The 16480-nt window shown below is 66.2% G+C and carries 15 protein-coding genes; 5 read left to right on the top strand and 10 right to left on the bottom strand.

Going from position 1 to position 16480, the window contains the following annotated elements:
- Positions 1–2: 2 nt before the first annotated feature.
- Together ACZ50Z_RS14905 and ACZ50Z_RS14900 are read right to left on the bottom strand one after the other, a co-directional pair.
- A complete protein-coding gene (locus ACZ50Z_RS14905; protein ID WP_464484246.1) occupies positions 3–878 on the bottom strand; it encodes a hypothetical protein in 876 nt (291 codons plus the stop codon).
- Positions 875–1996 (bottom strand): Gfo/Idh/MocA family protein, encoded by a 1122-nt coding sequence (locus tag ACZ50Z_RS14900; protein WP_464484245.1) that lies wholly within the window; start codon positions 1994–1996, stop codon positions 875–877. The genes ACZ50Z_RS14905 and ACZ50Z_RS14900 overlap by 4 nt, the downstream gene beginning before the upstream one ends.
- A gap of 222 nt (positions 1997–2218) precedes the next feature.
- On the opposite strand from ACZ50Z_RS14900, the gene ACZ50Z_RS14895 reads away from it, so the two are divergent.
- Both ACZ50Z_RS14895 and ACZ50Z_RS14890 read left to right on the top strand, forming a co-directional pair.
- Positions 2219–2674: a UDP-N-acetylglucosamine--LPS N-acetylglucosamine transferase gene (locus ACZ50Z_RS14895; protein ID WP_464484244.1), complete on the top strand. Its 456-nt coding sequence runs from the start codon at positions 2219–2221 to the stop codon at positions 2672–2674.
- Complete coding sequence (locus ACZ50Z_RS14890) at positions 2671–3156, top strand: glycosyltransferase (protein WP_464484243.1); 486 nt, start codon at positions 2671–2673, stop codon at positions 3154–3156. Before ACZ50Z_RS14895 ends, ACZ50Z_RS14890 begins: the two co-directional genes overlap by 4 nt.
- An 8-nt stretch (positions 3157–3164) precedes the next feature.
- On the opposite strand, the gene ACZ50Z_RS14885 is transcribed toward ACZ50Z_RS14890, so the two are convergent.
- Genes ACZ50Z_RS14885 through ACZ50Z_RS14860 form a run of 6 tightly spaced genes read right to left on the bottom strand, consistent with a single transcriptional unit; the run spans position 3165 to position 11081 of the window.
- Positions 3165–4208: a glycosyltransferase family 4 protein gene (locus ACZ50Z_RS14885; protein ID WP_464486245.1), complete on the bottom strand. Its 1044-nt coding sequence runs from the start codon at positions 4206–4208 to the stop codon at positions 3165–3167.
- A gap of 11 nt (positions 4209–4219) precedes the next feature.
- Positions 4220–6163: a glycosyltransferase gene (locus tag ACZ50Z_RS14880; RefSeq protein WP_464484242.1), complete on the bottom strand. Its 1944-nt coding sequence runs from the start codon at positions 6161–6163 to the stop codon at positions 4220–4222.
- Positions 6160–7635: a flippase gene (locus ACZ50Z_RS14875; RefSeq protein WP_464484241.1), complete on the bottom strand. Its 1476-nt coding sequence runs from the start codon at positions 7633–7635 to the stop codon at positions 6160–6162. The genes ACZ50Z_RS14880 and ACZ50Z_RS14875 overlap by 4 nt, the downstream gene beginning before the upstream one ends.
- A gap of 11 nt (positions 7636–7646) precedes the next feature.
- On the bottom strand, positions 7647–9233 hold the full coding sequence (locus tag ACZ50Z_RS14870; protein ID WP_464484240.1) for a sugar transferase: 1587 nt from the start codon (positions 9231–9233) through the stop codon (positions 7647–7649).
- Positions 9218–9790 (bottom strand): dTDP-4-dehydrorhamnose 3,5-epimerase family protein, encoded by a 573-nt coding sequence (locus ACZ50Z_RS14865; protein ID WP_464484239.1) that lies wholly within the window; start codon positions 9788–9790, stop codon positions 9218–9220. The genes ACZ50Z_RS14870 and ACZ50Z_RS14865 overlap by 16 nt, the downstream gene beginning before the upstream one ends.
- 55 nt (positions 9791–9845) lie before the next feature.
- A complete protein-coding gene (locus tag ACZ50Z_RS14860; protein ID WP_464484238.1) occupies positions 9846–11081 on the bottom strand; it encodes a PPE family protein in 1236 nt (411 codons plus the stop codon).
- 631 nt (positions 11082–11712) lie between these two features.
- Between ACZ50Z_RS14860 and ACZ50Z_RS14855 the strand changes: the two genes are divergently transcribed.
- The 3 genes from ACZ50Z_RS14855 to ACZ50Z_RS14845 all read left to right on the top strand — a co-directional run bounded on the left by ACZ50Z_RS14855 (position 11713) and on the right by ACZ50Z_RS14845 (position 15319).
- Positions 11713–12390, top strand: coding sequence for a TetR family transcriptional regulator (locus ACZ50Z_RS14855; RefSeq protein ID WP_464484237.1), 678 nt, complete (start codon positions 11713–11715; stop codon positions 12388–12390).
- A gap of 125 nt (positions 12391–12515) precedes the next feature.
- Positions 12516–13226: a TetR family transcriptional regulator gene (locus ACZ50Z_RS14850; protein ID WP_464484236.1), complete on the top strand. Its 711-nt coding sequence runs from the start codon at positions 12516–12518 to the stop codon at positions 13224–13226.
- Between the two features lie 83 nt (positions 13227–13309).
- Positions 13310–15319 carry a hypothetical protein gene (locus tag ACZ50Z_RS14845; protein WP_464484235.1) on the top strand — a complete coding sequence of 670 codons (2010 nt, stop codon included), beginning with the start codon at positions 13310–13312 and terminating at the stop codon, positions 15317–15319.
- A 35-nt stretch (positions 15320–15354) separates the two neighbouring features.
- Here the strand turns inward: ACZ50Z_RS14845 and ACZ50Z_RS14840 are convergent, their stop codons facing one another.
- Complete coding sequence (locus ACZ50Z_RS14840; RefSeq protein ID WP_008254177.1) at positions 15355–15717, bottom strand: PAS domain S-box protein; 363 nt, start codon at positions 15715–15717, stop codon at positions 15355–15357.
- A gap of 177 nt (positions 15718–15894) precedes the next feature.
- A complete protein-coding gene (locus ACZ50Z_RS14835) occupies positions 15895–16479 on the bottom strand; it encodes a TetR/AcrR family transcriptional regulator (protein ID WP_464484234.1) in 585 nt (194 codons plus the stop codon).
- Between the last annotated feature and the right edge of the window lies 1 nt (position 16480).

The raw sequence follows: 16480 nt of genomic DNA, 5'->3' as shown, positions 1-16480 counted from the left end.
GTTCAGGTCGGGACCTGCCACAGCTCGTCGATCAAAGACTTTGTCTGCCGGATGTTCGCGCGGCTGGACGCGCCGAACACGATCGAATGGATCTGGGGCTGGCTGCAGACATAATCAATGGCCTCACGGGGCGGGATCGCACCCGAGGCGAGTACCGACATCGCGATCAGTCGGCAATGGCGCTCGCGGATTGTCCTTTCGTACAGCTCGATGCCGCCACACATCCGGAAGCCGATCTTGTTGAAATTCGCGCACACGATCGGATTTTCGATCCCCTGCCCGTCGAGGGCATCGAGGAGGCGGGGGAGATTCATGGTGATGAAGCCCGGCTCGGCACCGTACTTGTGCTTCACGTGGTCGGAGAAAAACCGGAAGCCCTCGTTCATCCCCAGACCGAGAAGCAGATCGGTAACTACGTTTTGGATGAAGATGACCGGCGTGGACAGTCCGGTGAACATCTTCATCTCGGCGTCGACCAGCAGCTGCATGATCGGCTCGATGTCCTTGCTGGCGATGGCGACACCGCCCTTGAACATCGACCTGACGGCTCCGTCGTCGGGCAGGAACTTCCGGAGTGCCTCGACCATGCCGAACTCGGTCACGGCGTTGGCGTACTTGTGGGCGTAGGGCATGCACGGGTAGAAGATGTAGTCAGGGTATCGGGTTTGGTTGGCGCGGAAATGATCGCAGATTTCGCCGACGCGGTCGTGCGTCGTGCAGACGAACGTGCGGATGCCTTCCTGGTACGCGTCGTCCAGCGTCGCGAGCACGGGCGGGAGGTGTTGAAACCGTATCGCCTGCGCGCGCGCTTTCTCCTCGGACATGTGGTTGACGCCGAAGAATTGGTTGTCGCCGAAAAGCACACGGTCCATGGTCACGATGCCCTCGGGGTGGCCAGTTTTTTGATGCGCGCGACGATCTCGCGCCGCAACGAGCCGCGCGGGGAACCATTCCCGGCCGCCTGTGGCGGCAGGGGGACCGCGCTGACTGCGGCACCGGTGATCATGTCGACCACGCGATCGACATCGAGCGCAGAGCGAAATGTGTTTTCGCCGTTCACCCGGTTGTTCTTGATGCTTTCCGCGAAATAGTCGATCTGCGCCGAATACTCCTCACCCCGAAGGTAATACCAGACCTCGTCGGTGAGATCACTCGTGTACCGGATCGTCCATCCCGCCCCCAAATCGGGCAGCCCAGGGTGTGTTTCGCGAAGGTAGATCTGGCATTCCTGTCGATCGGCGACGACGCGGCCACTGGATCCCCACACCGAGACCTTCGTCGACATCTTGCGGAAGCTCTCGTCGCTCCAGTTCACGCACAATTGGCCACTGGCGCCGTTGTGGTAGCGCATCGTGCAGTAGACCTCGTCGTCGACGTCGCGCGAGAAAACGCTGTGGCGGACGACTCCGTCGACCGAGTGGGGCGCGCCGGCGATGAGGTTCATCAAATCGATGGCGTGGCAGGCGTAGTCGTAGAGGGCGCCACCGCCTTCGGCTTTCACGCCGCGCCACGTGCTTCCTTTCGGGCGCAGGACGACCGGGCCGTACGCCTCGGCGCGCACGTGGTGGACCTGCCCGAGAGCACCCGACGCGACGATTCGTGCCGCCTCTTGGAAGGCGCCGATGAAGCGGCAGTGATAGCCGACCTGTGTGACGAGCTGATTGCTCTCCGCCAGTGCCACCAGGCGTTCCCCGTCCCGGACATCGAGCACGAATGGCTTCTCGCAGAAGACGTGTGTGCCTCGGGCAAGGGCCTTTTCGACCATCGGCGCGTGCAGCCGCGACGGAACGGCGACGACAACCGCGTCGGCCTTCGTCTGCGTCAGCATCCGATCGAAATCGTCGTAGCAATCCAGACCGGTGTATTTGGCCAGGATGTCGCGCACATAGCCGGCGGAGTCACACACACCGACCACGTCGAGGTCCGGGTGCGTACGAAGGATCGCGAGGTGCGAAAGACCCATCTTTCCCAGGCCGACTATGGCCGTTCGAATCATCGTCCGCGCCTTTACTCACTCCGAGTGCCGCATCGGCAACGTGTACGGCCCGCCAACAAGGTGGACGTTAGCATCCGGTCGGATCATCATCGCGAAATCTCGTCGATCTCTTTGGTGTTGCCAACGCGGCAGCGGCCACGGCGGATAGTCTTTTCAACGCGGTCGCGGCCATGCCGCCGGCCGCCGCAGAGCACGACACCGAACATCGGGGAGGGGGGAGACATGGCCCGGCTGCTCCTCATCGCGTCCTCCGGCGGGCACATTTACGAGATGTTCTGCCTGCGGGAGTTCTGGCGGGACAAGGATCGGTTCTGGGTGAGCTTCGGGACCGCCGACGCGCGTTATCTGCTGCGCGAGGAGCAGGAGGTTTACTGGGCCGCGCACCCGACGGTGCGTAACGTGCCCAACCTGTTGCGCAACCTGGTGCTGGCGCTGCGGCTCTTGATCCGTCATCGCCCGACCATGATCCTGACGACCGGATCGGGCGTCGCCGCACCGTTTCTCTGGCTGGCCTGGCTGCTGCGGATTCCCGCCGTGTTCGTCGAATCCGTCACCCGCATCACCGAGCTCTCGCTCACCGCCCGCATGGTGAAGCCGTTCGCTTCCCGCTTTCTTGTGCAGTGGCCCGAGTTGGCCGACCGGATTCCGGGCACCGAGTATCACGGGAGGATCGTGTGATCTTCGTGATCATGGGGATGGAGGTCCATCCCTTCGACCGGCTGGCGCGCGCGGTGGACGAGCTGGCGCGCACGGGCGCGGTGGGGGAGGACTTTTTCGTGCAGCTCGGAACCTGCGCATTCGAACCGCGCCACGCCCCGTTCGAGCGTTTCCTGTCCTTCGGGGACGTCTGCACGCAGATCCGGCGTGCTTCCGTCGCCATCACCCACGCCGGTGCCGGATCGACACTGCTGTGCATCGAGCAAGGAAAACACCCCGTGTTGGTGCCGCGTCGGTCGTCGCGCGGGGAGCACGTCGATGAACACCAGCTGCCGTTCGCCGAGAAGATGGAGGGCGCCGGGCTGGCGACGGTGGTCCGAGAAACAGCGGAGCTGCCGGCGGCCATCGCGGCGACGCGGTCCCGATCGGCCCCACCCGACGCGCTGGGCCGGGCCCGCGAGCTCACCGGGTGGCTGGAGACGTTCTGGCGGGCACTCGCCTGAGCATCCCGTCATCGTCGGCGATCCAGCACCTCGGCGATGACGTCCAAAATGCGCACGGCGACAAGATCAACGGCGCAACGTTGCGCGTAGTGGCGCGCCGCGTCGGCCCCGAGCTGCGCCGCGGTCACCGGATCAGCCAGGAGGTCGAATGCGGCGGCGAGCCCGGCGACGTCGTCGACGCCGACCGGGGCCAGACCCGGCGGCTGGTATTCGGGCAGGGCGCCGGCGGTCGACACGATCGGCATGACGCCCAGCTGCATCGAAAGCGATTGCACGCCGCTCTGTGAGGCGCGCCGATAGTGGGCGAGCGACCCTTTGGCGGCGGCGAGCGTCGGGATGACGTCGGCGTAGCGGAAGCTGCCGTTGCGCCAGCGCGTGTGTTTGGGCAGGGCTTCGGCGTCCAGCGACCCGCCGCCGACGAGCACCAGGTTGTCGCCGCGCCAGCCGCCGCCGACCACATGACGCTGCCAGGCCGCCAGCACGACATCGACGTTCTTGTAGGGGTTGAGCCGGCCGAACATGACGAAATCGCGGCGCCGCTCGGGCCCCACGAACGGCGGAACGCGGTCGAGATCGAGGTCGCTGGCCAATGGCACGACATGCACGGGCGTACCGGCGACATCGCGGCGCGCGGAGACGGCGGCAGCGACGTAGTCGCTGTAGGTGATGGTGGCGGCCGAATGCGCGGCCCAGCGGTCGAATACGGCGCGTTCGTAAGCCGGCGTCAGTTCGTGGGGGTCGTGCGGCTGGTCGTCGTGCACTACCTGGATGCGCGGAGTCCGCCCGGCCAACGCGATCCAACGTGGATCCCGCACCAGTTCGGCGATCACGACATCAGGCCGGAAGCGGCGGACGCGGCGCCAGGCGCTCAGGGTCGGCAGCCAGGTCGCGGCCGTGCGAAACCGGGGGTCGAGCACCAACTCGTAATCGCGCGCGGCGTCGGACTCCGGGTGCTGATCGGAGGTGACCAACAGCACGTCGGCGCCGTGGCGCAGCAGCGCTTCCGCCTGCACCCGTACCGCCGGCCGCGTCCACGGCGAAAGCCACAGCACCCGAGGCGAATTCACATCACCGCCCCTATCGCGCCCAGGTAGGCATCGGCCATCGCCTCCACCGTGAAGTGCTTGCGCATGCGCTCGTAACCGCGATGTCCCACCGCGGTCAGCGCGTCGGGGTCCGCCATGATCCGGGCCAAGTGTTCTCGCCATCCCGATACGGACACGGGCTCGACGAGGAAACCCGCGCCCCCGAAATCCAGCATCTCCGGGACCGCGCAAATCGCCGACGCCGCGACCGGCACCGCCCGGGCCATCGCCTCGAGGATCACCACCGGGAAGGCCTCGGAGCGGCTGGGAACGCACAACAGGTCCGCGTCGGCCAGTGCGGGACCCGGCCCGGCCGACCATCCACGCCACTGGACACGATCACCCAACCCCGCGGGGGTGCGCGCCTGCAGCCTTTCCCGGTCCGGCCCGTCACCGAAAATCGATAATCTCCATGGCATCTCGGCCAGGCCGCCCAGTGCCTCGATCAGCAGGTGCGGGTTCTTGTGCTCGACGATGCGCGAGAGCATGACCAGGTGCAGCGGTTCGCCGGCGCTGCGACGCCGCGGGCTCGGCTCCCCGATGTCGGCGACACCGTTGGGTGCGACAAAGTACCGTCCCCCGAGCCGATGCTGTTTGGTCAACATGTCCCAATGCCGTTGTGCCAAAACGATGAATCCATCCGCACGGTGCATTGCGGCGGTCAGCGGCCATGAGTAGATCGGCCGGTCCTCCTCCGGTGGAACGTGCGGTGCGACCAACCAGCGACGGCCCTTGCCTGCCGCACGCCACAGCGTGCCGAATCCGGTCTCGGTGTTGGTGTCGCCGGTGATCAGCACCGCCGGTCCCGCGGCGATGTCGACCATCGGCGCCCACCACGGTTGGCGGATGACCCGCACCGTGTCTGGAATTTCGGCGATCAGCGGGCCGAACCGCTGCACGCAGACGATGGTGACCGAGTATCCGCGCCGGTCCAATTCCGTTGCCAAGAGCGCCTTTTGCCGCTCAGCTCCCCCGTAGACCAGGCGGTTGGTGGCGATGACGATCGACGGCAGGTCCGTACGCCGACGCGTGTGCTTCGGCCGCCGCAGGCGCTGCAGCGCGGCTGTGCCGGCCAGGTATACGTCCGCGTGGTGGACGCTCTTCTGATGTTCGAGCAACAGCGCGGTGTTGGTGCGCGCCAAGTCCCGATTGCGGCGCTGGCGGGGGCCATCGTCGCTGACGGGATCGCGGCGCTCGACGCCGAGTTCGTCGGCCAGCAGAATGCGCCAGCCGGCCGCGCGGGCCCGCGCCTGCCAGTCGGCGGCCTCACCGTAGCCGAAGTACTCCTCGTCGAAGCCGCCGATCGTGTTCCATGCCGCGCGGCTGATCGCCAGACAGACCGGAGCCAAATCGCCGTCGATGCTTCGTGATTCGGGAGGCTGGTGAGAATACCGCCGTGCGGGTGGCGTGCGGCACAGCGCGCCGGAGCGGCCGGCGGCCGCGGTCAGCTCCCGGGTGACGGTGTGGCGTCGGGCGGCGATGTCCCACGGCGCCGTGTCCGGTGCGGCGGCGTCGCGTGCGAGCGGTGAAACCGCGGCCACCCGGGGCTGCCGAAGCAACTCTCGGGTGCGGTTCAGCGGCCCCAGCACGCGGGCCCGGGGGTCCAGCAGCAATAGGTCGACATCGGCGGGCATGTGCTCCACCAGGGTGTTGCAGGCCGCCGCGAAGCTGACGCTCGTGCAGCCCGGAAACCACTGAACCGCGGGGTATTTCGTGCTAAGTTCCGCGTGTCCCGCGCCGCTGCGGTCATAGACGTGAATCGGCAGCCCGGGTAGATGCTCGGCGACGCTGTCGAGGCAGGCCTCGAGCGACTCGTCGGTGCGTTGGCTCACGATCAGCACGGCCAGCGCGCACGCCGACGGCAAGCCGGCCGTGTCGCCGACGGGGCGCTTCAGATATGCCCGGTCCGTTTCACGGCTCATGCCGCCGGCTGCTTCTCGCGCAGCGAGTCCCGCAGAGAGGTCAGGGTCGACCAGCTGATCGGGCCGAAGGTCGCGCTGGTGGCCAGGTAGGCAGCGGCCGCCGCGACCAGTACCAGGATTACGTGGTGACCCGAGAGTAGGAGTGTCACAACGACACTCGCTCCCGTCGGGATCAGCAGACGCAGCACGAACAGCACGGGTGTGCGGTAACCGCAGCGACGACGCAGCCACCAGCTGGAGATCGCCATGTTGAACAGTTCCGTGCACACCAGCGCCACGCCGGGGCCGACGGCACCGAAGCGCCCCGCCAGGGCGACGTTGAGCGCGACGTTGAGCGCGAGTGTCGCCACGGTCAACCAGAGCAGGACTTGTTGATGATGGGAAGCCACCAAACCCTGGCCCAGCGTGCCGCCGACGAACCGCAGGGCCACCGCGACAAACAGCAACGCCAGGGTGGGCGTCCCGCGTTCGATGAACGCGCTCTTGCCGAACAGCCCAATCAGCGGTCCGGCCAGCAGTACACCCACAACGGCGATCGGGACCGCCACGAAGTACATCAATTCGACGCTGCGGCGCAAAAAACGGGCGAAGGCCGCGACGTCACGCGAGAACAGTTCGGTGGCCGTCGACAGCGTCGACTTGTGGAAGATCAGCGAGACCACGATCGTGTTGAACGAGATCGTAAGGGCCAGGCCGTACACGCCCACCTCGGAGTGGGTGCTCAGCAGGGACAGGATCACGCCGTCGGCGCGGCAGTACAGGAGCCCGACGATCATGAATCCGATCAGCGGCAAGCTTTCCCGCAACAGGTCGGCGGCTTCCCGCGGGGCGAACAGCGGCCGCACCGAGATGTGCCGCATCGCAGCGGCCCCCTGGATCAGCAGCTGCACCGCGGGTGGGATCAGTTGTGCGACCGCGAACCAGATGACGTCCGAGTGCGCCGTGACCAGCCAGGCCACCATGCCCAGCGTGCTGACCCGGGCGGCGACGTCGGAGATGGCCACTGCGGAGAACCGGACGGTCGCAAGGAATACCGGTTCGAATCGTGTCGTCATGGTCTGCAGCAGGAGCCCGCCCGACAGCACTACGAGCATCACTCGCACCTGGGTGTCGTGATAGACGAGCAGCCCCGACCCGGCTGCCAGCACCGCCAGGGGGCCGCAGTAGAGAAGGGCCAGGCCGCTGTTGATGCGCACCAGGCGTTCGAGTTCGCCGCGGCCGGAGGTGACCCGTCGCACGATGACCGTGGCGATGCCCAGATCGGCGAAGCTGGTCCACATCGCGACGAACGCCACCGCGATGGTGAGCTGCCCGTAGCGCCCGGGACCCAGGTACCGCGCGGTCATCGCCACTGACACCACGGACGCGAGCATCCCCAGCGCCCGGCAGATCAGCTGGATCGAGAACGCGTGAGCCATCCGCGCGAGCGGCACCGAGGGCACCACCGCGGCGGGTGCCGTTGGCTCAGTCATGGCTCGCGAGCCTAGTAGGCTCCGTGGCTTGTCAAGACCGCTTTCACCGTCTTGGCGACGATCATCAGATCACCCGACATCGACCAGTTGTCGACGTATGACAGATCCAGCCGCACCGACTCTTCCCAGGAGAGGTCCGACCGGCCGCTCACCTGCCACAGCCCGCTGACGCCCGGCTTGACCAGCAGGCGCCGCTTGACCTCGCCGTCGTAGTTGTCGACCTCGCGGCGCAACGGGGGCCGCGGTCCCACGACGCTCATGTCTCCCTTGAGGACGTTGATGAATTGCGGGAGCTCATCGATGCTGTACCGGCGAAGGATCCTGCCGATGGGGGTGACCCGGGGGTCCTGGCGCATCTTGAAGAGCATGCCGCCGGCGCCTTCATTGACGGCCAGCAGGTGTTCGAGTTGGGTGTCCGCGCCGTCGACCATCGTGCGGAACTTCAGCATCGTGAAGGGCTTTCCGTCAGTGCCGATACGTTCCGACGAGTAGAAGACGGGGCCCTTGCTGGTCAGCTTGATGGCGATGGCAGCGGCGATCAGCAGCGGTGCTGTGGCGACCAGCGCCCCCAACGAGAACATGAAGTCGAAGGCCTGCTTCTGAAAGCGGTGCGCCCCTTCGTATTGCGGCTTGTCGACGTGCAGCAGCGGCAGGCCGCCGGTCAGGCGCAGGGTCAACCGCGCCTCGGTGACGTCCATGACGCCGGGTGACACCACCAGGTCGACGTCGAGCGTCTCCAGCTGCCACAGCAGCTCCCTGATCCCGTGCATCCCAAAGTGGTCCGTTTGCGTCACCGCCACGGTGTCCGCGCCGCAGCTGGCGATCGCGGTCGCCACCTGGGTTTGGTCGCCGAGGATCGGGACCTGACGGCCGCCGATCGTCAGGGTGTTGCCGCGCGCCGGCCCGTAACCGGGGATGCAGACGCCGACCACGACGCATCCGGCCACCGGGTTGCGGGCCAGTTCGTGTGCGAGGTGCGTGACCGACTGCCGGTCTCCGATCGCCAAAACGCGGGTCTGGCATTCACCCTGGACTCGTTTGTGGCAGATGTGCTTTCGCCACACGCTGCGGCTGGCCAGCAATCCCAGGGTGCCGACGGGGAGCGCGATCGCCAGGTAGCCGCGCGCCAGGTCGACCTTGGCGAGCAACGTCACCATGGCGATGATCCCGAATGTCCAGAACGACGCGGTGCCGATCCGACGGTACTCCTCGATCCCCGCACCGATGATTCGCGTTGAGCGCGTTTGGAATACCGCGAGGGCCGACAGCCACAGCGCCGTGAACAGGAAGGAGAACAGCGTCATGGTCGGGTCCGAGTAACCCGAAGTGTTCGCGATTTCACCGAAGCGGACGTACTGGGCGAGCATCACCGACGCGAAGACGATCACCGAGTCGCTGAGGCGCAGACTCTGCGAATAACGGCTTTGCCAGCGCGATACCGGATTCGCAGCAGCCGAAGGCGTGGCCGGCGCGATGATGGGCGCACCGGCGGCCTCGCTGCGATGCAGCGCGGACGTGCCCGCCGGCCAGGCCTTGAGCTGCCGCCAGCTGGGCTGCACGACATCCACCGTGTTCGGAATGATCACTGACTGACGCATGACGCCACCTGCTCCACTGGTGCCAACCTGGGTTTGCGCGAGGGCCAGCTCGCGTCTTGCTCGGAGATCACCGTGACCGGCAGCGGCCAGGAGATCCCGAATTCGGGGTCGTCCCAGCGGATCCCCTGCTCGTCGGCCATCGCGCACTGGCCGCTGACGTGATAGGTGACCTCGGTGTCGTCGACCTGCGTCTGGAAGCCGTGGGCGACGTACGGGGGCAAGAACACCGTGCGTTGGTCGTCGGCGTTCAGCTGCACCATCACGTGGTCGCCGTAGGTCAGCGAGTCGGGGCGGACGTCGACGGCGACCGCGGCGATGGTGCCGCGGGTGCAGCGCAGCAGCTTGGCCTCGGCGTGTGGGGGCATCCGGCGGTACAGGCCGCGCACGGTGCCGCGGGTGTAGTTGAAGTAGATATTCGTCTGCGCGACCTCGAAATCCAGGCCGTGGTTGGCGAAGTCGCGAGCCGAGAACGAACGTGAGGAAAAACCGCGATGGTCGTAGTTGAGTTCGAAGTCGATGATGGTCACCCCGGCGACTTTGGTGGGCGTGTACTTCACTTTCCGCTCCTTCTCCTGCACCGGGCCTGCAAAACCTGTCCGCTCATGAAGTGGCCTACGCGTATCCGGCGGAAAGCGGGCGTGTCATCACGGTCGGGATCACGCCGTATCGGGGGCCGAGGTTCTTGCCGGAGGCGGCCGCGAGGCGGGGCAGCGAGCCCATGACGCTGGGCGGCACATTCGCGCCCGCAAGGTTGATGGCGGGCAACGCCGACGCGGCGCTGTGGGCGGCGGGAATGATGCTGGTCCAGCTCGCCGGCACCGCCAGCGGCCCCAGCGCGGCCGCCTTGCCGAGGCTGCCGAAGATGCCGGATCCGATCGATCCGATCGATCCCAGCGCTCCCGCACCCGAACTTGCCGCATTGGCCGCCCCGGACGCCGCGGCCATGACTCCGTCGCCGGCGGCTTTTGCCAAGCCCTGCGCGGTCTGGGCGATGCCGAGGACGGAAGACATTCCGTACAGGGGGGTCGCCGCCGCCGAGAAGGCGCTGGGGATGGCACCGGGGATACCGGACGCGAGGCCCGTCATGAGTGACGACGTGGCCGCGTCGGTTGTCCCGGAGCCCGCGGTTCCAGCGATATCGCCGGCGCCGCTACCGAGGTCGACGCCGGTATCGGCGAGCAGTGTGGTCCCGGTTTTCATCGGCGAGGACAGCTGGTGCAGCGTGTTGGGGACCTTGGAGACCACATTCGCCAGGTTCGCCTGCTCGGTTTCCGAGGTGGCCTTCTCGACCGCGGCGGCCTGCTGGGCCGTTCCGCTCTCGTTGGTCACGTTCGGCGCCGGGGCGAAGGGTGTCACGTCACACGCAGCGGCCGAGCCCGCCGCGTACTCGTACATCGCCGCGGCATCCTGCGCCCACATCTCGCCGTATTCGGCTTCGGTGGCCGCGATGGCGGCGGTGTTCTGGCCGAGGAAGTTGGTCGCGACCAGCATCGCCAGCTGGGCCCGGTTGGCGGCGACCGCCGGCGGGGGCACGGTCATCGCGAAGGCCGCCTCGTAGACCTCCACGGCGAGCCTGGCCTGACCTGCCGTCTCGGCGGCCCGCGCGCCGGCCCCGGCCATCCACGCCATGTAAGGCGCGTAGGCGGAGGCCATGGCTAGCGAAGAGGGCCCCAGCCAACGGCCCGTGGTCAAGCCGGCGATCACCGTGCGGTAGCAACTCGACGCGGCGTGCAGTTCGGCGGCCAGCGCATCCCAAGCCACCGCGGCGGCCGTAAGCGAGAGGGGTCCGGGACCCGCGTACATCCGGGTGGAGTTGATCTCCGGGGGAAGCGCTCCGAAATCGATCACTTCTGGGCCCGCCCCTCGCGCGAACGCGCCACGGCCGCGGCCATGGCGCTCATGTGGCATGCTCCGAGGTCATCAAACTGCCCGAAGCCATACTGAAAGTATGAAAAAGAACCGTTTTGAGGCTGACGGGTCATTAGACCCCCACTAAAAGCCTTTAGACCCGGCCGACCGGGGCGGTTGGACGCCAGGGCCGGCGAGGCGGTGCGCACGGCGCCCATGCCCCCTCCCACCACGCGGCCCGAATAAGGCGTGGTGAGAGGGGACATGTGCTTTCTCCTTCGTGCGATACGGACGGTCGAGACGGTCCGGGGGCCTAATCAGACTGACGTACGCACAATAGCGTATAAAACATACTATAGGTTTGACAACACGCTGTGATGTAAACCTCAAGTATTTACACGAGCGTCAACCGGGACAGCCGTATGACTGCTAACCTCAGAAGTGGGCTAGAAATCTTGAGCGACGCGGCTGAGCGCGTTCGTTCCCAATCGCTGAAGAACCGAGGTGTGTGTGCCCTGCTTGAGCAAGGCGTCGTTCGACATCAGTGCGGGTGACACCGCCCGCGGCCCCAGCTTCGGCCTTAAGGCCTGCGCCGCGACTGCGGCCGTGGGGAACTGAGTTTTCGATTGCGATGACGACCCACTCGACTGATGGACGCGCGGACGCGACCCGCCAACAGATTCTGCGGGCCGCGTCGCATCAGTTCGCCCGGCGGCCCTACCACGACGTCGGTCTCGACGACATCCTCGCCGAGGCCGAACTGACCAAGGGCGCGATGTACTTCCACTTCAAGTCGAAGCACGCGTTGGCGGTCGCCATCATCGAAAGCCAGGTCGAGGACGGCGCTGCCGGCGTGCGTGACCTGCTGACGCGCGGGCTCTCGGGCCTCGAGACGCTCATCGACTTCTCGTATCTGATCGCCATCCGGGACATCAAGATTGACCTCGTCAGGTCCGGGCTGAACCTGATGGAGTCGGTCGGTCTGCCCGACGGAAGCCAGGCCAAGTTGTTCGACCGCTGGATCAGGAACCTGGCGCGCATCGCCGAGCAAGCCAAGGTCGAGGGCGACATCAACGAGCAGTGTGACCCGCAGGACATCGGCCGCATGATGGTTTCGCTGCACATGGGACTGCGAAAGACCAGCAACCTGGACGACCCCGAGCGCTTCCTGGGCGACCTGGAGAAGTGCTGGACCTTGCTGCTCACCGGGATTCTGCAACCGGATCGCGTCGACTATTTCCGCCAATTCCTCAGGCGGCGTGCGATGCTCGCCGTCAACACCAGTTCAGATGATGCCGACCCGCAGTAACAGCGAAGCCAGGTCGCGCTACCGGATCGCCGCAGCGGCGGCCGATACCGTCAGCGTGCGTGCGGGCGAAGCGAACTCGGATGAGCGATCCGCGGGCGCCACAAGATTCGGGAGGTGCAGCGGCAATGCCGCGCCAGGTTCGCTCTGAAGCCACTCGGCAGAAGATTCTCGACGCCGCGATCGAAGTGTTCGGCGAAGTCGGGTACGCGGCCGCGGGATGGAGCACGATCATCGAGCGGACGGGAATGACCAAAGGCGCGCTCTATCACCACTTTGATTCCAAAGAATCGCTGGCCTCGAACATCATCGAAGAGGGCTCCGACACGCTTCTCGGCGCCTATCGAAATGTCTGCAAGTCGTCGTCGCCGGGGCTGGAGAACATCGTGCACGGCTCATTCACCATCGTCGACGTCTTGAGCTCCGACAAAATGGCCCGGGCGGCCGCGCAATTGGCCACGGCGTTAAGCGGATTCAACGAGGCCGCGTCCCGTTTCTATGTCAACTTGGTGTTGGAGACGGCCCAGGAGGCGCGCCGGGCCGCCAAGGAAGGCGACCTCCGCAGCGACGTCGACGCCGACGTGCTCAGCGCGTCGATCGTGGGCACCATATCCGGAACGCGGTTGATAGCGACATCGATATCCAGCCACGGCAGGATCGGCGACGTCATCGGCGACCCCTTTGCCCGGTTGCATCAGATATGGGAACTCCTGCTGCCCGGCATTGTCGCCGAAGCGTCGCTGCCCTACTTCCAGCAATTCCTGCGGCGCGAGGTAATGAGGCATACCGCGGCCGCCGCTCCCCGCGATGAAGCCGCCGAGGAGGCGGAAACCGATTAGCTTTCGGTGAGAGATGTTGCGGGACACCTTTTCGCGGCCGCCGCAACGGCGTTTGCGTTATTGGGGTTGAAGCGCTTTCAACAATGCATACTGTTCCGGTGATGTTCCGGAAAGCTCTCGGCCGAGCAATTGCACTCGCCGGTGTCGTCGGTTTCTTGGTGATGAATGCTCCGCCGGCATCATGGGCCGCACCCGGCGATCCGGTCGTCGCGACGGACTCGACGACGACGTTGACGTTGGCTGATCTCGGGTCTTCCTCCACCTTGGAGTTCTGGGGCCTGACCAACAACGTGCCGCTGACTCTGCCGGTGTTGCACGGACTCACCCCGACTGCTCTGAACGCCACCGTCGAACTACCGATCAATCTGCGGTCGGGGTTGATCACCGTGACACAAGGCGATCGCACCATCGCGCGGGTGAACCTGCCTACCACCGATCAGGCGCCGATCGTCATCCCGCTGACCGGAGCGGAGGTCATCGACAACTTTCTGAGCGTGACGCTGCGGACCTACTTGGTGCCGCTGGACGGATATTGCTTGTACCCGGAGAGCCCGCTTCGGCTGGGCAACGGAACGGTCACCTACACCGGGGCCGAGCTGCCGCCCACCACCGTGGCTCATTTCCTGCCGCCGGTGCTGCGAAGGCTGACCATCTATTTGCCTCAGTCGCCGTCAACGGCGGAGTCCGACACGGCAATCCGACTAGCCACCTCCACGGCGTCGCATTACGGCAAGCAGGCTCCCGAGATCGTCGTGGTCCCGTTGCAGGAGGGACAGTCGGCACCGCCGGCGCCGCCGCAGCCGTTGGAACGCCAAATCGTCGTCAAAGAGGGCCCGGATAACGGCCTTTCCCTTCAGGGCGCGGCCGGTGTGCCGTGGCTCCTGGTCTCCGGGCCGCTGGGTCAAACAGACGAATCGAACACGGCCGTACTGTTCAGCGACCTGTCAGAGCTCGCCTTCTCCTCGAGGGCCGCGGTGGAATCGCTGAAGCCCAAAGTGCAGCTAGCGGGGGACACCGCGACGTTCCGCGAACTCGGGCGCCCGTTCATCAATGCGACGTCCTTGCAACCGCGGGTGTCGATCGGGGTGGACCAGACCCGATTCGGCAGGTCCATCCACGGGGTCCGGGTGCATCTGCAGGGCTCCTATACGCCGACGCCGAACAATATCGCCGGCCGGATCGCCGTCACGATCGGTCCCGAGACCATCGACCACTGGCCGACCGATGGCCATGGCAGCATCGACCGCTGGATCGACGTGCCGGATCGGCTACTGCAGCGCTACACCAACATCGAGTTGGTGCTCGACGTCGCGAGTAACGTCGGACATTGCGGAGACTTTTACACCGCCGGGCCCGGGAACCAGCTACTCACGTTGAACATCAACGGCGACAGCACAATTCAGAGCAGCACCGCCACCCCGCCGATGCCGGACGGCCTTCAGTCGGTGCCGCAGACACTGATGCCCCGTGTGCAGGTGGGCATCGCGGAGCATTCGTTGATCGACACGGTGCGCGCGCTCGACATCATGGTGGGCCTGCAGCGAATGAGCTCGATGCCGATCGAGACCACCGTCACCGGCGTGAAGCAAGCGATCGATTCGTCCAATCCCGCACTGCTGATTTCGGCCGACGGGTGGAATCAGTCCGATGTGACGCTCCCGGTGGCCGCGGGGCCCAGCGGTCCGATCACCGTCAACGCCGTCGGGTCCGGCGACAAGCCCGTCAAGCTCACGTTGGATCCGGTGCTGCGATTCGCCTCTCTCCAAACCGTTTTCAACCACGGCCGCACGCTGCTGATCGCGACGTCCAACGGGGCGCCCGGACAACTTGACGAGCTGATCAGGTGGCTCAAGGGCGACGACAACAAGCACTGGCAGCGGCTCAAAGGCGTTGCGGTGGTGTCGGTGCCCGGCCAAGATCCGGTGACCGTCGATCATCCGCCGTTGCCCGCCGGTGCGGCCGCCGCGGGATCCGCAGGCCATTCGGATCTCGACTGGCTGTGGTGGTTCGGCGCGGGGTGGGTCGCCGTGGCGATCGTCGGGGCAGGGGTGATCGTGTGGCGCGTCAGGCGCGAATCATGGCGGCGCCGATAGAATTTGAATCTGCCGATCGGCGCTGAGGGCGCCCGCTAGCGCGCTTCCTCCCAGAGCTGTTCGGTCAGATCCTGGAACGCGGCGAGGGCGAACTGGTCATCCACCCGTCGCACCGCGGACTTGCTCATCATCGCGCGCACGACCGAGCCGTCCTTGTGCGCCAGCTCGACGACCATGTTCGCGAGAGCATGGACAGTCGCCAGCAGCGATTCCGACGCCGGGGCCTGATGGAAGATCTGTTCGAACCGCAGCGACAGGGTTTCCTCCGGCTCGTAGCCCATCATGTCGGCAAACGCGGTGTTGGCGAACAAAATACTGCCGTCGTCGCCGATGGCCAGCACCGGAACCGGAATGCGTTCCAGCACCACCAGTGCGGGTAGCTCCTTCAAGGTCGTCATCGGCGATTGGCTCTGTTGCCGGTTCTGGCGTCGTTCCACAGCCCGATTATGGGCTATAGCAGAGGATAGGTTGGGGGCTTTGCCCGACGGATTTGCCGATGTCGTTGAACTCGCTTGGTTCGCAACCGAATTGTCGGGGTTTTCCAACCGCCGGTCGTTGGGCTATGAGCGGGCCGCTCACTCGTTGGCGTCGCCGCATAACCCGTTGATCAGGATGTCGACGCGGGCCGCGTGATGGTCCGGGCGTAACCGGGCGCTGCGGTCGAGGCTGACCAGGCCGTGCAGGGCGGCCCACACCACCTCGGTCAGCGTGTCGGCGTCCCGCGCGCCCGCCACCAGGTCCACCGCCGCGCGCAGTTCGGCGAAGGCCTCGGTCAGCTCGTCCGGGGTGTCTGGGGCGGCGAACGGCAGCGTCGTCGCCCGGGTGAACATCGCGTCGAAGAGCGCGGGATTGTCGCGCGCGAACGCGATGAACGCGTGGGCGACTCGCGCCAGGACGGCCCGGCCGTCGGTCGCACCGCCCCGGGCGGTGCGAAGCGCGTCCGCGAGTTCGCCGAACCCCTCGATGGCCACCGAGGCGGTGATGTCTTCCATGCCCGAAAAGTGTTTGTAGAGCACCGGCTGGCTGTATTCGATCTCGGTGGACAGCCGACGCGTGGTGACGGCGTCCCAGCCCTCCTGCTCGGCCAGCTTGCGCGCGGTCGCGGTGATCAGCCGGCGGCGGGCGGCGCGTTCGCGCGCGCGGCGGTCTTCGATGGCCATC

The organism is Mycobacterium sp. NTMscope_MAC_269 (assembly GCF_976985695.1).
This window is presented reverse-complemented; position numbering and strand designations above follow the sequence as displayed.

Bases quoted from the DNA above. Each gene is read 5' to 3' on its own strand.
- ACZ50Z_RS14900 (WP_464484245.1), bottom strand. From the start codon at position 1,996: ATGATTCGAACGGCCATAGTCGGCCTGGGAAAGATGGGTCTTTCGCAC.
- ACZ50Z_RS14895 (WP_464484244.1), top strand. From the start codon at position 2,219: ATGGCCCGGCTGCTCCTCATCGCGTCCTCCGGCGGGCACATTTACGAG.
- ACZ50Z_RS14880 (WP_464484242.1), bottom strand. From the start codon at position 6,163: ATGAGCCGTGAAACGGACCGGGCATATCTGAAGCGCCCCGTCGGCGAC.
- ACZ50Z_RS14875 (WP_464484241.1), bottom strand. From the start codon at position 7,635: ATGACTGAGCCAACGGCACCCGCCGCGGTGGTGCCCTCGGTGCCGCTC.
- ACZ50Z_RS14870 (WP_464484240.1), bottom strand. From the start codon at position 9,233: ATGCGTCAGTCAGTGATCATTCCGAACACGGTGGATGTCGTGCAGCCC.
- ACZ50Z_RS14855 (WP_464484237.1), top strand. From the start codon at position 11,713: ATGACGACCCACTCGACTGATGGACGCGCGGACGCGACCCGCCAACAG.
- ACZ50Z_RS14850 (WP_464484236.1), top strand. From the start codon at position 12,516: ATGCCGCGCCAGGTTCGCTCTGAAGCCACTCGGCAGAAGATTCTCGAC.
- ACZ50Z_RS14845 (WP_464484235.1), top strand. From the start codon at position 13,310: ATGCATACTGTTCCGGTGATGTTCCGGAAAGCTCTCGGCCGAGCAATT.
- ACZ50Z_RS14840 (WP_008254177.1), bottom strand. From the start codon at position 15,717: ATGACGACCTTGAAGGAGCTACCCGCACTGGTGGTGCTGGAACGCATT.
- ACZ50Z_RS14835 (WP_464484234.1), bottom strand. From the start codon at position 16,479: ATGGCCATCGAAGACCGCCGCGCGCGCGAACGCGCCGCCCGCCGCCGG.